The 19624-nt window shown below is 44.8% G+C and carries 20 protein-coding genes, 1 tRNA gene and 1 pseudogene; 13 read left to right on the forward strand and 9 right to left on the reverse strand.

The genetic code is table 11. From position 1 onward, the window contains the following. Positions 1–15: 15 nt before the first annotated feature. The 3 genes from AK965_RS15075 to AK965_RS15085 all read left to right on the forward strand — a co-directional run bounded on the left by AK965_RS15075 (position 16) and on the right by AK965_RS15085 (position 1952). On the forward strand, positions 16–921 hold the full coding sequence (locus AK965_RS15075) for a DMT family transporter (RefSeq protein ID WP_099080381.1): 906 nt from the start codon (positions 16–18) through the stop codon (positions 919–921). Between the two features lie 159 nt (positions 922–1080). Further along, positions 1081–1566 carry an acyl-CoA thioesterase gene (locus AK965_RS15080; protein ID WP_099080382.1) on the forward strand — a complete coding sequence of 162 codons (486 nt, stop codon included), beginning with the start codon at positions 1081–1083 and terminating at the stop codon, positions 1564–1566. Between the two features lie 140 nt (positions 1567–1706). Next, complete coding sequence (locus AK965_RS15085) at positions 1707–1952, forward strand: hypothetical protein (protein ID WP_099080383.1); 246 nt, start codon at positions 1707–1709, stop codon at positions 1950–1952. Between the two features lie 434 nt (positions 1953–2386). Here the strand turns inward: AK965_RS15085 and malG are convergent, their stop codons facing one another. From malG to malE, 3 genes are all read right to left on the reverse strand, one after another. After that, positions 2387–3277, reverse strand: coding sequence for a maltose ABC transporter permease MalG (malG, locus tag AK965_RS15090; protein ID WP_099080384.1), 891 nt, complete (start codon positions 3275–3277; stop codon positions 2387–2389). 12 nt (positions 3278–3289) lie between these two features. Continuing rightward, on the reverse strand, positions 3290–4864 hold the full coding sequence (malF, locus tag AK965_RS15095; protein ID WP_099080385.1) for a maltose ABC transporter permease MalF: 1575 nt from the start codon (positions 4862–4864) through the stop codon (positions 3290–3292). A 79-nt stretch (positions 4865–4943) separates the two neighbouring features. After that, the gene (gene malE / locus AK965_RS15100; protein WP_099080386.1) at positions 4944–6122 is read right to left on the reverse strand and encodes a maltose/maltodextrin ABC transporter substrate-binding protein MalE; all 1179 of its coding nucleotides are present in this window, start codon (positions 6120–6122) and stop codon (positions 4944–4946) included. Positions 6123–6789: 667 nt separating this feature from the next. Here malE and malK point away from each other — a divergent pair. The 6 genes from malK to AK965_RS15130 all read left to right on the forward strand — a co-directional run bounded on the left by malK (position 6790) and on the right by AK965_RS15130 (position 12238). After that, positions 6790–7908: a maltose/maltodextrin ABC transporter ATP-binding protein MalK gene (malK, locus tag AK965_RS15105; RefSeq protein ID WP_099080387.1), complete on the forward strand. Its 1119-nt coding sequence runs from the start codon at positions 6790–6792 to the stop codon at positions 7906–7908. 153 nt (positions 7909–8061) lie between these two features. Continuing rightward, positions 8062–8382, forward strand: coding sequence for a N(4)-acetylcytidine aminohydrolase (gene yqfB / locus AK965_RS15110; protein ID WP_099080388.1), 321 nt, complete (start codon positions 8062–8064; stop codon positions 8380–8382). Between the two features lie 49 nt (positions 8383–8431). Then, entirely contained in the window at positions 8432–9019 is a 588-nt protein-coding gene (locus AK965_RS15115; protein ID WP_099080389.1) for a TetR/AcrR family transcriptional regulator, read from the forward strand. Positions 9020–9119: 100 nt separating this feature from the next. Then, positions 9120–10151, forward strand: a complete 1032-nt coding sequence (locus AK965_RS15120; RefSeq protein WP_099080390.1) for an NADP-dependent oxidoreductase — start codon at positions 9120–9122, stop codon at positions 10149–10151. 67 nt (positions 10152–10218) lie between these two features. Then, a complete protein-coding gene (locus tag AK965_RS15125) occupies positions 10219–10500 on the forward strand; it encodes a hypothetical protein (RefSeq protein WP_253252703.1) in 282 nt (93 codons plus the stop codon). 301 nt (positions 10501–10801) lie between these two features. Then, positions 10802–12238: a catalase gene (locus AK965_RS15130; RefSeq protein WP_099080391.1), complete on the forward strand. Its 1437-nt coding sequence runs from the start codon at positions 10802–10804 to the stop codon at positions 12236–12238. Positions 12239–12419: 181 nt separating this feature from the next. Here AK965_RS15130 and AK965_RS15135 read toward each other — a convergent pair whose 3' ends face one another. Next, the gene (locus tag AK965_RS15135; RefSeq protein ID WP_099080392.1) at positions 12420–13298 is read right to left on the reverse strand and encodes an NAD(P)-dependent oxidoreductase; all 879 of its coding nucleotides are present in this window, start codon (positions 13296–13298) and stop codon (positions 12420–12422) included. Between the two features lie 126 nt (positions 13299–13424). Here AK965_RS15135 and AK965_RS15140 point away from each other — a divergent pair. Beyond that, positions 13425–13501 (forward strand) — tRNA-Pro (locus AK965_RS15140). 271 nt (positions 13502–13772) lie between these two features. Here the strand turns inward: AK965_RS15140 and AK965_RS15145 are convergent. The 3 genes from AK965_RS15145 to AK965_RS15155 form a co-directional block, all read right to left on the reverse strand. Beyond that, positions 13773–14291 carry an RNA methyltransferase gene (locus AK965_RS15145; protein WP_099080393.1) on the reverse strand — a complete coding sequence of 173 codons (519 nt, stop codon included), beginning with the start codon at positions 14289–14291 and terminating at the stop codon, positions 13773–13775. 328 nt (positions 14292–14619) lie between these two features. Continuing rightward, complete coding sequence (locus AK965_RS15150) at positions 14620–15315, reverse strand: VC0807 family protein (protein WP_099080394.1); 696 nt, start codon at positions 15313–15315, stop codon at positions 14620–14622. Positions 15316–15610: 295 nt separating this feature from the next. Beyond that, positions 15611–16003 (reverse strand): hypothetical protein, encoded by a 393-nt coding sequence (locus AK965_RS15155; protein ID WP_099080395.1) that lies wholly within the window; start codon positions 16001–16003, stop codon positions 15611–15613. Positions 16004–16171: 168 nt separating this feature from the next. On the opposite strand from AK965_RS15155, the gene AK965_RS15160 reads away from it, so the two are divergent. Further along, positions 16172–16459, forward strand: coding sequence for a hypothetical protein (locus AK965_RS15160; RefSeq protein ID WP_253252704.1), 288 nt, complete (start codon positions 16172–16174; stop codon positions 16457–16459). Between the two features lie 157 nt (positions 16460–16616). Here the strand turns inward: AK965_RS15160 and AK965_RS15165 are convergent, their stop codons facing one another. Both AK965_RS15165 and AK965_RS20735 read right to left on the reverse strand, forming a co-directional pair. Then, positions 16617–16997, reverse strand: coding sequence for a hypothetical protein (locus AK965_RS15165; RefSeq protein ID WP_172438164.1), 381 nt, complete (start codon positions 16995–16997; stop codon positions 16617–16619). A 177-nt stretch (positions 16998–17174) separates the two neighbouring features. Further along, positions 17175–17375 (reverse strand): annotated as a pseudogene (locus AK965_RS20735) (4Fe-4S binding protein); the annotation flags it as partial. Between the two features lie 192 nt (positions 17376–17567). On the opposite strand from AK965_RS20735, the gene AK965_RS15175 reads away from it, so the two are divergent. Both AK965_RS15175 and AK965_RS15180 read left to right on the forward strand, forming a co-directional pair. Then, positions 17568–18011, forward strand: a complete 444-nt coding sequence (locus AK965_RS15175; protein WP_099080396.1) for a hypothetical protein — start codon at positions 17568–17570, stop codon at positions 18009–18011. 137 nt (positions 18012–18148) lie between these two features. Further along, positions 18149–19540, forward strand: a complete 1392-nt coding sequence (locus AK965_RS15180) for a TolC family protein (protein WP_172438166.1) — start codon at positions 18149–18151, stop codon at positions 19538–19540. Positions 19541–19624: the final 84 nt, after the last annotated feature.

Here is a 19624-nt window from a genome sequence, read left to right on the forward strand (position 1 = left end):
TGCGATAGGGCTCTCATGGTTTATTTACTTCCATTTTTCACCGTTATGATCTGGGGGGGCAATGCCATCATCAACAAAATGGCATCGAGCACTATTGAACCGAGTGCAATGAGTTTCTATCGTTGGTTTTTGGCAATGCTGATCCTAACGCCATTCTGTTTACCCACGGTGATCAGGCAGCGTCATATTATTCGTCCTTACCTCACCAAACTGGCAGTGCTCGCATTGTTAGGTATGGTATTAAACCAATCTCTCGGTTACTACGCAGGCCTAACGACCACGGCATCGAACATGGCACTGATCTCTTCATTAGTACCGCTGATTAGCGTATTCTTGAGCGTGCCTCTACTTGGCAAATCTATTTCCATGTTAAGTCTGGTTGGCGGTGTCCTTTCATTAGCAGGGTTAGCATTTATGCTAGGGCATGGTGATATCAGCTACTTCCTTCACCAAAATATGACTCAAGGCGACAGCTTGATGCTAGCAGCCTCGCTCTGCTACGCGATTTACTGTGTGTTGCTCAAACGCTGGAAAATGCCCTTCAACAGCCTGACTCTAGTGTACATGCAAGGGGCATTCACTTTGGTCATGTTGATGCCTTTATGGCTTCGCAGCGAGCAGTTGCTACCAAGCCAAAGCGCGCTTCCATTGATCGCCTATGCGGGTATTGCCGCTTCTATTTTTGCACCACTAATGTGGGTGAAAGCGATCGACTTAATCGGTGCGGATTCTAGCGCAATGTTCATGAATTTGATGCCCGTGGTCTCCGTTGCCCTTGCGTCATCCTTGTTGGGTGAGCAGGTGTACAACTATCACATTATCGGCGGTATGCTGGTTATCTCTGGAGTCGTTCTTTCGCAGATAAAGGTACGAAGAAAGACGCCAATCACCAGTCCAGAGTTACCACCTGCAACCTCTTAATGAACAGTGAACAAGCCACGGAATCTACCGTGGCTTTTTTGATTTCAAGAAGTCTACAAAAGTTAACATTTTGTTGCGCCGCCTATTCCAGAACCAAGTGCTTACTGATACATTGAAACGACAATATTGATGAAACAGCAACGCACAAAGGAATGACAGATGAGCAGTGGTCAAAGAGACATTACCCTTCGTTTTCTAGCGGAACCCGGGGACGTAAATTTCGGTGGTAAGGTGCACGGCGGTGCAGTCATGAAGTGGATCGACTTAGCGGCCTATGCCTGCAGCGCAGCTTGGAGTGGCAAATACTGCATTACCGCGTATGCTGGAGGGATTCGCTTTGTCGCTCCGATTCACGTGGGTAACCTGGTAGAAGTCAGCGCTAAGGTTATTTATACGGGACGAAGCTCTATGCACATCGCAATTGATGTTCAAGCCTGCGATCCTAAAAAGATGAAAAATCGCTTAACCACTCATTGCATCGTGATCATGGTTGCCGTTGATGAAAATGGCAAACCTATCGACGTACCTAAATGGATTCCTGAGTCCGATGAGGATAAAGCGCTCGAACAGTCAGCGATTCGCTTAATGAACATGCGCAAAGAAATTGGCGAAGAGATGGAAGCGCACGTTAAATACCCAAAATGATTCCTTTCAGCGCAAACTGATTCCCCATCATGCATGAAGCAATGTCATCGTTGCTTCATTTGCTTGCGCTCTGTCATAAATATTTCACTTTGTTTTGCTTAAATTCCATCACTATTCTGGCGTTGTATAGAGTTTGGATCTTGAGATTGAAGAACACCACATTGAGTGAAGTGACACTCTCCAATTTAAAATCCGTTGAATACCAATGGGTCAGAACCATGTATGTCGAAGGCTACAACGAAGCTGAAATCAACCACTACATTCAAGCTTGCTTTGGTGGCGATGTTACTTTCGCGGATCTATTTCGCCGCGTTGCGCTTCAGAAAGAGAGTTTATATACACTGCTTCAATACGTCGGATGCGCACCTTCCAGTCGTGAGTTTTAGATTGTTCTACATTTAAACCCAAGGCAACTCGCTGCTTAACCCTTCCTACTGGTTAGACTCCCTTCCCAAGGCACAATCCATATTGGTATTATCCCTTCACCTCAGAATATCCCTACATTATTTATGTGAAGTGAGACGCATGGCCTATCTCTGTCTCTCTGTATACTCCATTACAAAATCGCTAGGCTATCTCTACATTTTCGATACGCATAAAAAACCTGAGTCGTGACTCAGGTTATGGTTACAAAAACTGTTAGTGATTAAAACGTAAGGAACTAAGCTAACAGCCAGCTATGCGTAACGCCAATAAAGCCTGATATTACTGATCGGCGGCCAAACCAAAGAGCGTAATATCAAAGCTATATATAAGGGCGACCATTGGTCGCCCTTTTCTTTTTATTCTTTCAGTTCATACTTAACGACCAAATTAAGTATTAACCTTTGACACCACCAGCGGTTAGGCCACCAACCAACCAGCGCTGTGCAAGCAAGAATACTGCTGTAATTGGCACTGCTGAAAGTACCGCAGCGGCTGCAAAGTCACCCCACAAATAGTTTTGTGGGTAGAGGTATTGTTGCATGCCAACAGCAAGAGTGTATGAGTTTACATCAGATAGCAGCAGCGACGCTACAGGAACTTCGCCTATCACCATGATAAATGAAAGAATAAACACTACTGCTAAAATTGGTACAGACAGTGGAAGCAATACTAGACGGAATGCTTGCCAAGGCGTCGCACCATCGAGTGCTGCTGCTTCTTCTAAAGAAGAGTCAATACTTTCAAAGTAACCTTTAATCGTCCACACATGCAGAGCGATACCGCCTAGGTAAGCAAAAATCAAACCACCATGCGTATTCAAGCCTAAGAATGGGATGTATTGTCCAAGCTTGTCAAACAGTGCGTATAGAGCAACCAGAGCCAGTACCGCTGGGAACATTTGGAAGATCATCATCGCCTTAAGGATGGTGTTTTTACCTTTAAACTTCATACGTGCAAACGCATAAGCTGAAGTTGTCGATAACGCCACAATCAAAATAGCCGAAATGCCCCCAACTTTAACGGAGTTCCAAAGCCATGTCATAACCGGGAACGGTGGTGGCGTAATCGAACCATCCGCATTGGTCACGGATATTCCTAGTGCTAATTTCCAGTGATCTAATGTCGGGTTATCAGGGATCAAACTGCCCGTTGCAAAGTTACCCTCACGGAATGAAATCGCGATGATCATCAATAACGGGAAAATGATCAGTGATAGAAACGCCCACATTGCGATATGTGTAGCCCAAACACGGTATTTTAATGACTTACCTTGTACCATTGCCATTGTTCTGTCTCCTTAATCTTGAGCTACTTTAGTTACACGAAGGTTTAGAAGAGCCAATGCGCCCACTAACAAGAAGATCAACGTTGCGACTGCACTTGCCAGACCAAAATCTTGGCCACCAGCACCTTCAAACGCGATGCGATACGTGTAGCTTACAAGTAGATCCGTGTAACCTGCTGGTTCAGATGTACCAATCATGTTCGGACCACCACCCGTCAATAGCTGGATAAGTACGAAGTTATTGAAGTTAAATGCAAAGCTTGCAATCAGTAATGGAGTCAGTGGCTTCAGCATCATAGGTAGAGTGATGCGAGTGAAGTTGGTGATGAAGTTGGCACCGTCGATAGCTGACGCTTCATATAAGTCATCAGGAATCGCCTTAAGCAGCCCCATACATAGAATCATCATGTAAGGGAATCCCAACCATGTGTTCACCACAAGAATCATTGTTTTCGCCATGAACGGGTCTGAGAACCATGCAGGACTAATACCAAACAGCCCTTCAAGTAGCATATTTATCTCACCAAAGCTTTGGTTGAAGAGGCCTTTAAAAATCAAGATTGAGATAAACGCTGGTACCGCATATGGCAGGATAAGCAAAAGTCGGTAAACAGCACGGCCTTTCAGTGCTTCCCATTGAACAACACTGGCAAGAACTAAACCAATAACAAGCGTAAATAATACCGTTAAAGCAGAAAATATAATCGTCCAAATAAAGATGCTGATGAATGGTTCTTTAATGCCATCATCCTTCCAGACACGCTCAAAATTATGTGTGCCAATATTCACAACAAAGCCCGGAGAAACCGTATTGCCGACAAACTGCCCATTTTCATCTACAGGCTGATAGTAGCCAACTTCCATATTTGGACGCAGTGTTTCGTTGGTACGGTTGTTGTATAGCGTTTCACCATCGTTTTGTAGCGTATATAGAGGTACCACAGCAGCAAACTTACGCAGGCCACTCATACGGATATCATCACCGTCTGGAAAATGTAGGTCTACGCTACTTAATGCACTGCGGTTCTTAACGATAGTCTTGATTGGCTCCTTCTCACCCGTTACTTCCGTGATTGGCACTAGATCAAGATCCGTTGCAGAGAAGCCTTGTAACTGGAAGGTAGGCGTCGCTAAAAGCTCTTCGCCTTTCTTAACCACAATTTGATGCCCCTGCTCAGTCTTATACAGAGTAAACGGGTAGCTATCACCACTTTGGTATGTTCTGTCTAGCAGCACAGTCTGTGCACGGTCAAAGGAGAGTTGATTTTTTGCACTGTAGTTAGTAAACGCTAACCCTATAGTATATGCCAATGGGAAAAGGATGAATAAAATCATCCCAGCGATACCCGGGTAGATATATCGGTGAGCGTAGGTCTTTTTACTACCAAAGATATACAGTGCTAAAGCGGTAAGAAGAAGCGTAAGTAACGCAAACGCAATCTCACCACGAGAATACATAAGAATTGTTGCGTAGCCATTAATAATGCCGACTGTGCCTAATAGTGCCCACTTGATAAACACTTTTTTGCTGCTCGGAAGGTTGGCTTCTGGTGCTGTCATAGCATTTGTACCTTGAACTGACTGCATAGGGAACCTGCTAGCGAATAGAGAATAAATATAGAAAAGTAAGGAGGAGTTACCCCCTCCTTAAAAGGGTATTACTGAATTATTTTGTCATTTGTTTTTCTGCGTCAGCCAGAGCTGCGTCAACGGATTGGCGACCATCAACAACATTGATGATAGCGTTTTTAGCTGCACCCCAGAACGCGTTCATTTGTGGAATGTTTGGCATGATTTCGCCGTTCATCGCGTTGTCCATTGTTGCCGCGATACGAGCATCTGAATCTAGCTCACGTTGGAACGAGTTAAGCGCTACCGCACCTAGTGGCTTATCACTGTTAACCATACGTAGGCCATCGTTTGTTAGTAGGTAGTTCTCAATGAACTCCACTGCTAGGTCTTTGTTTGGTGATGCCGTACTGATGCCTGCTGTTAGAACACCAACGAATGGCTTAGAAGATTGGCCTTGGAACTTAGGAAGCGTAGTTACGCCGTAGTTCACGCCAGACTTCTCGATGTTGCCCCATGACCATGGACCATTGATAGTCATCGCTGCAGTACCTTGGTTAAATGCAGACTCAGATACTGAGTAGTCCATATCAGCAGAGATCACGCCTTTGTCTACTAGACCTTTAACGAAGTTCATTGCATCTTTCACGCCTTCGTTTGCGATACCAGCGTCTTGCACGTCGTAACCGTCAGAGGTGTATTTGAACGCATAACCGCCATCAGCTGCCATTAGTGGCCACGTGAAGTACGGTTCTTTTAGGTTCCACATGATTGCAGACTTACCGTCTTTCTTAAGTTTCGCGTCTAGCGCTGCCACTTCTTCCCAAGTCTTAGGTGGGTTTGGAACAAGATCTTTGTTGTAGATTAGAGATAAAGACTCAACTGCTACAGGATAGCCAATCAGCTTGCCATCGTAGCGTACTGCATCCCATGCAAAATCAACGATGCCTTCTTGGATTTCTTTAGATGGTTTAATTTCAGCTAGTAGACCTGCTTCCGCGTAGCCACCAAAGCGATCGTGAGCCCAGAATACGATATCAGGACCATCACCTGTCGCTGCAGTTTGAGGGAACTTGTCTTGTAGCGCATCTGGATGAGCCACTGTTACTTTAATGCCAGTGTCTTCTTCAAACTTCTTACCAACTTCTGCAAGGCCATTGTAACCCTTGTCACCGTTGATCCAGATAGTGAGTTGTCCTTCCTCGATAGCAGCATTTGCACCAAAAGAACCCAGTGCAACAAGAGTACCTAGTGCTGCAGCGCTTAATTTTTTCATGTTCGTATCCTTTTTATATTTTTGATGTAGGGCTAGTCCATTGAGGTTCAGCCATATTTCGACACATATCATCTGAAATTATCTATTGTGTCTCATCCTCCTAACCCCTACGCCCTTGCCATTATGACGTATTTTCGTGATCTGAATCGCCAAGGGTTGGGGACTCAAATCACAAAATGAACACTTCCTGTGATCAGATTCAACTTTAGGCCATGCAATAATGTGATTTCTGCCCAAATCATTCATTACGCGTATTTTTCTACTCCTCCCTGCCTACTCCCCCTACATTTATTTTGTTTGGGAGGATGTCGCATTGAGCACGATCTTAGAAACTGCAGCCATCCAATAATGGATGGTAAGAACCCTTTCCCAGCATTCCCTACCCTGTAGGTTATAGATTTGCTGGTTTGCATTGCCATACGAGTGGTATGTCATTATTAGTTTTGTTTGTGGTAATTAATTCACGGGGGAGACGATACGAATAATGTGGGGGAGATACACTCGTATTTGGCTAGGAGGGGTAGTGTTCCTATTTATGACATTTTGAACATTACCCTATTTTTCTTACCACCATTAATAACTTACCAATTCCTACTGTTACTGCTCGCGAGATAACTCATATAATGATGAGCGGTAAATAATAAAAAATTGATCGAGGACGAGCTACATGGCGAGTGTCACGTTAAAAAATGTTTGTAAAGCGTATGGCGACGTACTGATTTCTAAAAACGTAGACCTAGAGATCAACGAAGGTGAGTTCGTTGTCTTCGTAGGTCCATCTGGTTGTGGTAAATCTACCCTACTACGTTGTATTGCCGGTCTTGAAGACATTACTTCGGGTGATTTGTATATTGGTGACCAACGCATGAACGATGTAGAGCCATCCAAACGTGGTGTTGGTATGGTTTTCCAATCCTATGCGCTATACCCACACCTTAACCTCTATGACAACATGTCATTTGGTCTAAAACTGGCTAAAGCTGACAAAAAAGAGATCGATAAGCGCGTTGAACACGCTGCAGAAATTCTTCAACTTGGTCACCTACTAGAGCGTCAACCAAAAGCACTTTCTGGCGGTCAACGTCAACGTGTTGCTATCGGCCGTACACTGGTGTCTCAGCCAAATGTATTCCTTCTTGATGAACCACTTTCCAACCTGGATGCTGCATTGCGCGTTAACATGCGTGCACAAATCACTAAGCTGCAACGCCAGTTAGGCTGTACCATGATCTATGTCACGCACGATCAGGTAGAAGCGATGACAATGGCAGATAAAATTGTAGTTCTAGACGGTGGTTTCGTATCACAGGTTGGTAAGCCATTGGAGCTATACCACTATCCACAAAACCGTTTCGTTGCTGGTTTTATTGGCTCACCAAAAATGAACTTCATGAGTGTGTTCATTGATGAAGTCGAAGCTGAGCGCGTTAAAGTTCAACTGTCTAACGGTGTGTCTTTCTGGATCCCTGTCGATGGCACCACCGTTAATCGTGGCGATCGTATGTCTCTAGGTGTTCGTCCTGAGCATCTAGTAACGGCAAACGAAGCGGATGCAACGATTAAAGGCGAAGTCATGATTGTCGAGAAATTGGGTAACGAAACTCAGGTATACCTAAACTTAGAAGGCGCAGATGCTGACGTGATTTTCCGTCAACCAGATACATTAGCCGTCGACACGGGTGACAAACTGGAAATTGGCATTCCTGCACACCGTTGTCACCTATTCCACAGCGATGGGCGCGCTTGCCGACGCCTATACAAAGAAAACGGCATCGAGATCGAATAAACACGGTTGCTTGCTACCAATCCCTCTCAATCGAGAGGGATTTTTTTGTTTGAGAAAGTGAAAAAATAGAAGCTTGGGGCGGCACTCTTTTGGATATTTTTCTTTAATAGCGAGATATAATTGACGTAAATAAACCCATAATGAGTACTAACCATGTCTTCACATCCAACCGAAATTACTTTTTTCGAGTTCCTCACTCCGCTGATCACAGCGGGTAAAAAGACCATCACTATCCGCGACGAATCAGAAAGTCACTATGTGCCAAATACAGAAGTCGAAGTCTTTACTTTAGAGACTAATCGCAAGGTATGTAACATTCGAATACTGTCAGTAGAACCATTGAATTTCGACGACATCAACGAGTTCCACGCCGAACAAGAAGCCATTGAGCTACCAAAACTGAAAGAGCTGATCCGTGAGATCTATCCAAATATTGATGAACTTTATGTGATTGAGTACGAGTTGATCAAATAACACCCAGGAAATGCTAGGCGACTGGTCTAATTTTGTTTATGGTAGATTCATGAACGCAAAAACGAACGATACTCGTCAACACATCTTAGATGTCGGCTACCAATTGGTCGTCGCCAAAGGCTTTACTAGCGTAGGGTTATCCGAATTGCTCAAAGTAGCGGATGTACCCAAGGGTTCTTTCTATCACTACTTTAAGTCGAAAGAACAATTTGGCGAGGCTTTAATTGAAGCTTACTTCACGCGTTATCTTAAGATGATAAAGGTTCACTTTTCAGAAAGTGATGGCTCTGGTTGTGATCGTATACTCAGTTACTTTGAACGTTGGATGGCGATCGAAAATGGCCAATGCAACGCCAACAAATGCCTGGTCGTAAAGTTGAGCGCTGAGGTTTCCGATCTGTCTGATGCAATGCGGATTAAACTCGCCAACGGCGCAAGTCAGGTTGTGAAAGCCATTGAAGAGTGTATTCAAATTGGTTTAAACGATGGCTCTATTCAGGTAGCGTCTGCAGAAGAAACCGCCCACTTGCTCTATCACCAATGGATTGGCGCGAGTTTGCTGAATAAGCTGTATCTAGATCGCTCGGGTTTACAATGTAGCTTTAAAAGCACACAAAATATGTTAAAAGCTGAATAATCAGCCACACTTAATCCGCCTTCTCTTTAATCAAAAAGTACGGCGGATTTTTTAGGAATCAATACTAGACGACTGGTCTAATAACTACTAAGGACACAACATGACTCAATCACTGAACCGTCAAATCGTTCTCGCCAATCGCCCTGTGGGCTCTCCAGTTCAAAGTAACTTTCGATTAGAGCAAACGGCTATCCCTACCCCAAGCAAGGGCGAAGTGCTTTTGCGCAGCGTGTACCTATCTCTAGACCCGTATATGCGTGGACGTATGAGTGACGCGAAGTCTTACGCCGATCCAGTTGAAATCAACGATGTGATGGTTGGGGGGACGGTGTGTCAGGTTGCCGCTTCTCAGCATCCAGATTACCAACAAGGCGAGTGGGTGGTGGCTTACACGGGTTGGCAGGATTACGCACTTTCTGATGGTGAAGGCCTGTTTAAACTCGGTAACGAGCTGACTCACCCGTCTTACGCGCTTGGCGTGCTGGGTATGCCGGGCTTTACCGCTTATGTGGGCCTGCTTGAAATCGGTCAGCCAAAAGTCGGTGACACTCTGGTTGTGGCAGCTGCGACTGGCGCTGTAGGCTCGATAGTTGGTCAAATAGGTAAGCTGAAAGGCTGCCGTGTGATTGGTGTTGCAGGCAGCGCAGAGAAGTGCCAGTACGCAAAAGAAACATTGGGCTTTGATGAGTGTCTGGATCATACCGCAGAAGACTTTGCCGAGCAGTTAGCTGCAACTTGCGACAAAGGCATCGATGTCTACTTTGAAAACGTAGGCGGAAAAGTGTTTGATGCCGTATTGCCTCTGCTTAACGTCGGTGCTCGCGTTCCACTTTGTGGTTTAATTTCTCAATACAATGCCACTTCACTGCCAGAGGGCCCAGATCGCATGTCGCTGCTAATGGGCAACATTCTGGTTAAACGCATCAAAATGCAAGGCTTCATCATTTTTGATCACTATGAGCAAAATTATTCAAACTTCGTCAAAGACGTTAGCCACTGGGTAGCAGAGGGAAAAATTCACTACCGTGAACACTTAGTTCAGGGGTTAGAAAATGCACCAGAAGCTTTTATTGGTCTCCTTGAAGGCAAAAACTTTGGCAAGTTGGTTATACAAACGAATCAACCGCTTTAAATAAAAGGAATGTTCAATGATCAAGCTACATCACCTAAACCAATCTCGTTCAAAACGAATCATATAGATGTTTGTTGCTAAAGATAGCGCGCAAACAAACTTTCTAGCCGACTATGCCGATGCAGAAATGATGAAAGTGAGGAGCTACGTTGATCAAAGCCTAGAAGGGAAAACTTGCTTTATTGAAGAACGCCTGACTGGTGCGAATTTCATGATGTCGTTTGTTGTCGATGTCCTAAACAAATTCGGCATGATTGACCGCTTCTCTAATATTCAGCGTTATGGCGCACAACTTTCGACTCATCCTTCTTTTCACAAGGCAGAAGAGCTTGAAGTGAAATTCGGTTAATTCATTTTTACCGCTCAATCGATTGAGAATTTCTGTCTATTGTGAACGATTTAAAATAGGCAGCAATTTTTCTCACAAACCACTATTAAATGTTATTTTTAATCCATACAACAAACAATGTTAATTGACAGTAAGTTATTACTTAACAATCACTTAATGCGTATGTGATACCTATCACACTTGCTATTAATGATAGTTTTCATTATCATTATCATTATCATTATCATCGCTATTCTCCTCGCATAATTTTCGGATTCATCCAAAAGACAAGATTTATCATCACTATTGCAAGGAAATTTAAATGAGCAAGAAACTGACGACAGCAGCAGGTTGCCCTGTTGCACATAACCAAAATGTTATGACTGCTGGCCCACGCGGTCCTCAATTATTACAAGATGTTTGGTTCCTTGAAAAATTGGCACACTTTGATCGTGAAGTGATCCCAGAGCGTCGTATGCACGCAAAAGGTTCTGGTGCTTACGGTACGTTCACAGTAACTCACGACATCACAAAATACACTCGCGCTAAGATCTTCTCTGACATCGGGAAAAAAACAGAACTATTCGCTCGCTTCACTACAGTAGCTGGTGAGCGCGGTGCCGCAGACGCAGAACGCGACATCCGTGGTTTCGCACTAAAATTCTACACAGAAGAAGGTAACTGGGACTTAGTTGGTAACAACACGCCTGTATTCTTCCTACGTGACCCACTAAAATTCCCAGATCTAAACCACGCAGTAAAACGCGACCCTCGCACTAACATGCGCAGCTCTACCAGCAACTGGGATTTCTGGACATCACTACCAGAGGCTTTCCATCAAGTGACCATCGTAATGAGTGACCGTGGTATCCCAGCGTCTTATCGTCACATGCATGGTTTTGGTAGCCATACGTTCAGCTTTATCAACGCAGAAAACGAGCGTTACTGGGTGAAATTCCACTTCAAAACTCAGCAAGGCATCAAAAACCTAACTGATCAAGAGGCAGAAGCGATCATAGGGAAAGACCGTGAAAGCCACCATCGTGACCTTTACGAAGCGATTGAACGTCAAGACTTCCCTAAATGGAAGATGTACGTACAGATCATGCCTGAGCTTGAAGCCGATGAAGTCAACTTCAACCCATTCGACCTAACACGTGTATGGTCTCAAAAAGATTACCCATTGATCCCCATTGGTGAATTTGAACTAAACCGTAACCCAGAAAACTTCTACGCAGAAGTTGAACAATCAGCGTTCAACCCAGCAGCTGTCGTACCGGGTATCGGATTCTCTCCAGACAAGATGCTGCAAGGCCGTTTGTTCGCTTACGGCGATGCTCAGCATTACCGTTTAGGTGTGAACCACCATCAAATCCCTGTGAACGCTCCTCGTTGCCCTGTTCACAGCTACCACCGCGACGGCGCGATGCGAGTTGATGGTAACTTTGGCTCAACATTGGGCTACGAGCCAAACTACAAACAAGAATGGGCAGAGCAACCAGACTACTCTGAGCCACCACTACGTATCAACGGCAACGCTGATCACTACGATCACCGTGTAGACGAAGACTACTTCAGCCAAGCGGGTGAGCTATTCCGCCTGATGAACGAAGAACAACGTCAAACTCTGTTCGACAACACGGCTCGTGCAATGGACGGCGTGCCTGATTTCATCCAACAGCGCCACGTTCAACACGCTTACCAAGCGGACGAAGCGTACGGCAAAGGTCTTGAGATTGCGCTAGGCTTAAACAAGTAAGCGAACGCTGCAAGTATCACACTGTGTGACTAACAGACATAAAAAAGGAGGTGCCCTAAGGCACCTCCTGATTTCAAATCACTAATCACAATCAATGCTCAAGGAGATTCATTATGATCAACTTAGATTTCTTTAAGCTCTTTGATACCCAAGAACTGTTTATCTATTACTGATTCATCAACTACTGATTTTTAGCTACCGCTTTGATCAGTACTGATGTATCCATGCGACCTAAACCATCGCATTGAAGGTCTGCGTATTGCTCATCCACTTTCTTAGTCAGTGGAAGGTCTAAACCCACTCGCTCTGCTTCTTGCAAACAGAAGCCTAGATCTTTGCGCATCCAGTCGATTGCAAAACCAAAATCAAACTTACCTTCCGCCATGGTATTTGCACGGTTTTCCATCTGCCATGAACCTGCGGCGCCGTGTTTCAGTGTTTCAACCACTTGGGCAATGTCCAAGCCTGATTTTTGTGCCAGCAGCAAAGCTTCACTCAGACCTTGTAGCACGCCACCAATACAAATTTGGTTTACCATCTTACAGCGTTGGCCTTGGCCGTTTTCACCCAGTAGTGTCATCTGCTTCGCGTACACGTCCATCGCTGGAGACACGCGATCGAAAATACTTTGCTCACCACCACACATGATGGTTAGTACGCCGTTTTCTGCGCCCGCTTGACCACCAGAAACCGGTGCATCAATGAAGTGATTGCCGTATTGAGCGCACGCTTCGGCAAGCTCTACCGCCAAGTCAGCAGATGTCGTCGTGTGGTCAACCAACACTGCACCCGCGTTTAAGCCAACCAAGATGCCCTCTTCACCGTATACGACGCTGCGTACATCATCGTCGTTGCCAACACAAGTAAAGACAATGTCACAACCTTCGGCAGCTTCACGTGGTGTCTCACACGCTACGCCTTGGTATTCTTCAGCCCACTTATCTGCCTTAGCTTTGGTACGGTTGTACACTTTGGTTTCAAAGCCCGCTTTACTTAAGTAACTAGCCATTGGGTATCCCATAACACCCAGACCGATAAACGCTACTCGTAGTTTATCCATTGCAAGACTCCTGAATTCGAATTAGTTTCGTTTTGAAGTATGTTACTAAAGAATTCAAACCATTACCTGCAATTTATGTAAAAACCTAGTTGACTTTCGCCGGACAGATTATTAACGTTTACACATCGGACTGTAGCGCAGCTTGGTAGCGCACCGTCATGGGGTGTCGGGGGTCGCTGGTTCAAATCCAGTCAGTCCGACCATTTTCAATTCCCCCCTCATGATTTCCGCAATATCAGCACACAGTATCTAAATCGCACTTCTCTAACTTTTTAGTGCGCCAAAAGATAGCATTCACTCCTCTGTCTCACTTTATCAAGCCTATGTGACCTCAGCTCGGGATAATCTAAGCCATTCAGCACAGTGATGAGCCAATATTTTGTGAATGGTAACGCGTTGCGAACAGAGAACCTCAGAGCAAAAAAAAGCCTCGCAACGGCGAAGCATTATAGGTTTCATGTGATTCAGTTTCAGTTAAGCGTTCGCTTTCACTTTTAATCGATTTTTATTGTCTCGGTTAGCAATGACTTGTTGATGGTCATCTATTGAACCTAACGTTTTCGCTAAACGGTCATACAAGACAACATTAACGGTCGCGGCAAGATTCATGCAGCCCGTGGTAGGGACATACACAACGTGATGCGCTTGATCGACCACATCTTGTGGCAATGAACCGTCTTCAGGTCCAAACACATACACCGCTTTCTTGGGATGAGTAAAGTGCGGAAGCGCCACTGCGCCAACGGCCAATTCTACGCATACAATTTCTACATCGCTTTCTAACTCAGCGGTAAGATCGTCCATCTCGACCAATCCAATACGTTCATGCATGTTTTTGGTGTCTGTTTGGAATTTTACGGCGCGATTATAACGAGTACCGTTATAGCGTACCTGTGTGGCGTCATAACAGCCCGCAGCACGCATAACAGCGCCAACGTTAGTTGGATTTTTCGGGTTGTGCAGGCCAATAATGACCGTTGGCTGTGTTGTCATTGCTTGTGTTCTACTTCTACGTTTGAATATTGAATCGAAACGGTGGATTATGGACCTAATGTGGTCGAAGTACTATCGCTAGATCACAATATTTGCCCGCGATTATTCCAATATGTCAAACCATCTCCATCGCTAACAGAGAAGATGACTGATAGTGAGTCTGGCCTTCCTTGGTTTTATTTCTGTGCAGCTTTTCATCAATGGAGAAAGTTGGTCTTGGGTCCAAGGCATACGAATATAATTGGTATTCATCTAAGAGCAATTGTAACCAAAAGAGCAGAGATAAATCCCTGCTCTTTTTCTTTAAATCAAAGCATTAACACTCAAATTACTTAGTATGAAAAATCTGCTCGGTCTCGAGAGACGTCATTGCTCGAACTTGACGCCAAATGTAATAAAAAATACCAAACATCATCAACATACTTGGAATTGCAATGATAGGGTAACTGTAAAGTGTCAACTTACCCAACTCTTCATTGAACGCTACTGTGCCTGCTGGGCTGGTGACAATCCAGGTTGCTAAGAAGTAATTCATTGCTGAAGAAAACGCAAATGTGCTAGCAAATAGATAATTTGATGACATCAAGCAACGCTCGAACTCCTCAGTTCGGCCGCGCGCGCTCAAGCGTTCCTTGATCAAAGAAAGGTTTAACACCGTATCATTCAGGAGCATCTTCTGCATGAAAGGATAACGTGTAAACGTTGAACCCAACACAGCTAAACCAATAAGGCCAGGAATCAGAGCCTCTTTCAGCGCCAACCAGCGCGTATCGAGTTCTAATAAACCAATGCCACCCGTTAATAGAACACTAACAAAGCCAAGTGCAGAGATGAAGTTAAACTTCTTGTTACGGATAAGATCCATACCACCGTAAACAATAGGAAATAGCAAAGCGACAACGAGTGCCATCGCGGTTCCTAAATGCTCATCGCCACTGAACTTCATCAAGATGAAAGAAGGGATGAATACGTTAAAAAGGATCTCGAAGAGAGGATTCGACTTTTTCGCGGTTGTGTTGTTCATAATTTCCTACTGAATCTACTATAACCCCAAAAGGCGGGTTGCCTTGAGATTAAGTGGGCATATCTGTTACTTGTTTACTTTGAGGTGAAGTGTTCACCGCTTAGCGCCAGATGTAAAGGGTTAAAGCCTCGAGTTATGTAACGACTTATGAAATAGACGAGCAAACGACACGTTAACTCGCTGTACGCAAAAGGAAATGCGCCTTAGCTATGATGTAAATGTTGTTATAACAAACGTTTAGAGAGGGATTCGCATGGCGTTGCTCAGCACTTAAACGGTCGTCGTGTCACATCCACTACTTGTAACTGTCTGGCAATAGGGCGTGGCCAGCGTACTCTGTCAAATAGACGAGCGCATCAATGACGCGGATAGGCGTTAACAGGTTATCTTCGTTACAGTTATCTAATTCAAATGTAAGGTAAATGCGACCAAATTCCACCTTTAGAAATAGGTTTCCTTGGGGGGCTCTATCTTGGGTTAAAGCAAACACGCCAACACCGATAAAGTGCGAGCTTTTCAGATTTCTAGTCGCGTAGATATCACACTTCAGCTGGTGTGCGAGCGTTAAGAAATCGAGAAGTAGATTAATTTGATCGTCTGAAACGTTATCTAGTGCTTTTATATGCGGTTCTTTGCAGAAACGCTCTAAATAGCTCATCATTTCGTCGATATCGTTGTTAAATAGCATCGTAGGCCGCCCGTATTGTAAGGCTTGCGATTGTACCTTTAGAGCAACAACATACAAAGCGTTTAAATTGGCCTCGGCAGCGACATTGCGGAGGCTCCCTCACCATCGATCTTCCGTGCGGCTTTTGATGCGGTCAGCCACTCTCGCGTCCGTGAAGAAGGCGTTGATGTGATGCAACCTGCCTCACAGCATGGTACGCCGAGTTCACGAATCAGCTTTGTGGAAGCATTTTGGATGCCGACTGCCGGGGGCGCACAAGTATTAGATGCGAAGACTGGTCTGCTAGCGAAAAACCATCACTACGATGCCATCGTGGTCGAGGCGAACAAAGATGTTGGCAACCTTCACATTTGGTCGGAGTTTGATTCACCAAAAGACATTCTAGAAAAGATCATCTGCCTGGCTCAAAAAGAGAACGTGAAATGCGTTTGGGTTCAAGATAAGTTGATTATTTAGATATAATAAAAACTTATCGGTCACACCTACCTTAGTCCCTGTAACACACCTAGGTGACTTCAACATGCAGGGCTCTGGACGTATTGCCTTAGGCATATACCCAAGCAACCCAAGATGCTTGGGTAAACCAATAAGCGCCTCCCACTTCGAGGCGTTTTTATTGAAACGAGTAATACTCACCTAACGAGCAATCATGCAAATCAGAAATAACGTAACTTCTCAGCGAATTGATTTTGAAATTAAAAACCACATATTTACAAACATTGCGATTGCTTTCGCTGTAAGTGATATACCCTTCACTATAAGCACGTTGACCGTCGTTAGAGGTGATGTCTGCCGCCAATTCTAAATACGCTTTATGGGCATTAACGCGCTTCATCATCTCATATACATCGAGCCACTCTTCTCGGTTTGCCATTTGAATCAACATAGATTCTGCTTGGGTTTCCAACCTTTGTGGGTAAACATAAAAACGCTCATACGCTAAGTAAGCACTCACCAAGATAAGGATTAACACTGCTGATGTCGTTCTTTTCATGCAAGTTGGCTCTTATCGTTATAAAGATTCTGAGGATCTCTCAGGCTAGATATATACCCGAGTCACCTCAAGATGCTTGTGTATAAGAGTTTAGGGTAAGGAATTGACCCAAATAACAAGCGACGGTCAGAGTCAGTCAATTTCATGACAAACCGCTATCTTCCAAAAAATGACCATCGAATCGCCCATCAAGGTTAAACCATTTTTATTCGAACCAAAGTGGGGACGATCGTCGGGACGCAAAGCTGGTCAACCTTGCTTATCGCACACAAAGTTCAGTACACCGTGCACGGCTTTATCGCGGCACGCTTAGATGCACTGACCACAGCTAATGCAGTGGTTAGCATCAAACTCGATAAACTCAGAGCTACGGTCCATAACCTTGGTTTCTTTTCTGATACGCAAGCTTCATGCGCAGACATATCTGCATCTGCGGCATGGCGTTTAAGCTGGCGAAACGTGTTCACTTCAGTCAATAGGAAGCAAAAATTAATTAAATCTTGACCTTACCCTAAGGTTAACCTTTAAAATAGAAAGGCTTTCATCATTTTCATCAAAACGGGAAAAGGTATGCACTTAAAGTCGCTGCATACAATTTGGTTAACTCTCTTTACTGCGCTGGTACTTTTGGTATCGAGTGTGGCTAATAGTGAGCCTTTGATGAACATCCAAATGATGTCAAACGGCAAGATGAATCATGGACATTCTATGATGAAGAGCGACAGTGAGCACTGTGACATGCCCGAAATAATGGGCGTTGCTATGACAGAAGTTTCAATGACAGACGCTCCCTTAGTAGAAAATAGTGACGCAAAAGAAACCAGCATGAACTGCGGAGGCAGTTCCGGTATGGTTCACACCTGCTGCACAACCGCATGCACAATCGTGTTTGTTCCCCTGCCTATTCCTGTCAATAGTCCAATGCCTACCGTTTATCGTGCAGCCATTACTCCCGAATTCGCTTCCCCTGTCGTGCATATCACCCGCGACCTGTACAGGCCCCCTATAGTTTAAGTCAGTCAAGCATTCGACCCTGCGTGTATCTCGCAGGTTGTTTTAATGCGCCCGAGCGATGGTGTAAGACTGGCTTACTGTTCCCGCTTTAACTCAAGTCTTCCCCCTATCGATCCGGCGAACACTGGATTTAGATTATGGATTTCAAACCATACCGCCTAACTGCACCTATTTTAGTCATGGCTCTAGTTTCTGCGCCGACCTTAGTTAATGCAGCAAGCACAAAAACTAAAGTAGCAGGATCTACCGCGTTAAATATGCGTGCTTCAAACGACAAGCTCACGCAGCTAATTAATGTGGCCTTGAGTAACGATGGCAATCGCCAACAATACTCGGCGCAATCTACTGCCATGCGTGAAACGGGCATTGCAAGCTCAACCTTGATGGATCCAAAACTGAAAGTGGGCTTCGGTGGCTTACCTGTCGACAGTTTCAAGTTCGATGAAGACCCAATGACCAACATCTCCGTTGGATTAATGCAGCAGTTTGAGCGTGGCTCGACGCTCGACCTTCAACAGAAGAAAGCCAATCAACAAGCCGATGGACTTGGGCTTCAAGTACATGCTCGTGAGCTTGAGGTTGCCAACAGCATGACTCAACTTTGGCTAGAGCTTGGCTATCAGCAACAAGCTGAGCAAATCTTGCGAGAAAACCGTAAGTTGATGAAGGAAATGGAAAGCTTTATTCAAACCAACTACTCGATTGGCAAGAGTGAAGCGCAAGATCTACTCAACTCACAACTCCAAGTAAGCAAACTGGACGAGAAACTGCAAGCCAATGCGCAAATGCAACGTCGTCTTATTTCTCAACTATCCGAATGGTTGGGTTCAGACTGGTTAGCGAACGAGCAGGCTCTGCATGCAAGTAATCAACTGAACTGGGACACACTCAATAACAAACTTGCGTCCAGTCTTGATTCGACTAAGCACTACCAACAACTCCGCCAGCACCCAATGGTTAAAATGGCAGATGTGAGTATTTCTACCAATAAAACTCAGGTCGAAATTGCTGAGCAAGCCTACAACCCTCAGTTTGGTGTCGAAGTGATGTACGCTTATCGTCAAGCCAACAATATGAAGGGCGAGCCAGCGTCAGACTTGGTCAGCGCTTATCTAACCATGGACATTCCTTTGTTCACCGGTGACCGTCAAGATCGCAATCTTGCCGCTGCTCAGTACCAAGTTGGCGCTGCACAATCACAAAAAGACACCTTATTGACGCAAATGAACGCCAAAGTGAACACTTTGTTAGTTGATCGCGGCAACCTAACCCAGCGTCTAGAACGTTATCAATCCACCTTATTACCTCAAGCAAAAGCGCGCATTCAAGCCGTGGAGCGAGGTTACCAAAACAACACCGCGCAGTTTAACGATGTGATTTCTGCCACGACTGATGAGTTGGCATTACAGCTAGAGCAACAACGTCTGTTGACCGATCTCAACATCGCAAACAGCAATTTAGCCACCCTACTCGGCGGCTTCGACTATCAAGTAGCTTCCCCTGAAGCTCGCTCTATCTCGGCATATTAATTTGTAATTCCCCAACGCGATTGGGGCTGAAGCGATATGACAAACAAGAGCAATCAAAAACACTGTAGTGTCAAATGAAAACAG

Source organism: Vibrio sp. PID17_43 (genome assembly GCF_002608565.1).
In the GTDB taxonomy this organism is placed as follows: Bacteria; Pseudomonadota; Gammaproteobacteria; order Enterobacterales; family Vibrionaceae; genus Vibrio.

Excerpts from the sequence above, each read along its gene's own strand:
- AK965_RS15075 (WP_099080381.1), top strand. The coding sequence starts at position 16 with ATGGTTTATTTACTTCCATTTTTCACCGTTATGATCTGGGGGGGCAAT.
- AK965_RS15080 (WP_099080382.1), top strand. The coding sequence starts at position 1,081 with ATGAGCAGTGGTCAAAGAGACATTACCCTTCGTTTTCTAGCGGAACCC.
- malG (WP_099080384.1), bottom strand. The coding sequence starts at position 3,277 with ATGGCAATGGTACAAGGTAAGTCATTAAAATACCGTGTTTGGGCTACA.
- malF (WP_099080385.1), bottom strand. The coding sequence starts at position 4,864 with ATGCAGTCAGTTCAAGGTACAAATGCTATGACAGCACCAGAAGCCAAC.
- malE (WP_099080386.1), bottom strand. The coding sequence starts at position 6,122 with ATGAAAAAATTAAGCGCTGCAGCACTAGGTACTCTTGTTGCACTGGGT.
- malK (WP_099080387.1), top strand. The coding sequence starts at position 6,790 with ATGGCGAGTGTCACGTTAAAAAATGTTTGTAAAGCGTATGGCGACGTA.
- yqfB (WP_099080388.1), top strand. The coding sequence starts at position 8,062 with ATGTCTTCACATCCAACCGAAATTACTTTTTTCGAGTTCCTCACTCCG.
- AK965_RS15115 (WP_099080389.1), top strand. The coding sequence starts at position 8,432 with ATGAACGCAAAAACGAACGATACTCGTCAACACATCTTAGATGTCGGC.
- AK965_RS15120 (WP_099080390.1), top strand. The coding sequence starts at position 9,120 with ATGACTCAATCACTGAACCGTCAAATCGTTCTCGCCAATCGCCCTGTG.
- AK965_RS15125 (WP_253252703.1), top strand. The coding sequence starts at position 10,219 with ATGTTTGTTGCTAAAGATAGCGCGCAAACAAACTTTCTAGCCGACTAT.
- AK965_RS15130 (WP_099080391.1), top strand. The coding sequence starts at position 10,802 with ATGAGCAAGAAACTGACGACAGCAGCAGGTTGCCCTGTTGCACATAAC.
- AK965_RS15135 (WP_099080392.1), bottom strand. The coding sequence starts at position 13,298 with ATGGATAAACTACGAGTAGCGTTTATCGGTCTGGGTGTTATGGGATAC.
- AK965_RS15145 (WP_099080393.1), bottom strand. The coding sequence starts at position 14,291 with ATGACAACACAGCCAACGGTCATTATTGGCCTGCACAACCCGAAAAAT.
- AK965_RS15150 (WP_099080394.1), bottom strand. The coding sequence starts at position 15,315 with ATGAACAACACAACCGCGAAAAAGTCGAATCCTCTCTTCGAGATCCTT.
- AK965_RS15155 (WP_099080395.1), bottom strand. The coding sequence starts at position 16,003 with ATGCTATTTAACAACGATATCGACGAAATGATGAGCTATTTAGAGCGT.
- AK965_RS15165 (WP_172438164.1), bottom strand. The coding sequence starts at position 16,997 with ATGAAAAGAACGACATCAGCAGTGTTAATCCTTATCTTGGTGAGTGCT.
- AK965_RS15175 (WP_099080396.1), top strand. The coding sequence starts at position 17,568 with ATGCACTTAAAGTCGCTGCATACAATTTGGTTAACTCTCTTTACTGCG.
- AK965_RS15180 (WP_172438166.1), top strand. The coding sequence starts at position 18,149 with ATGGATTTCAAACCATACCGCCTAACTGCACCTATTTTAGTCATGGCT.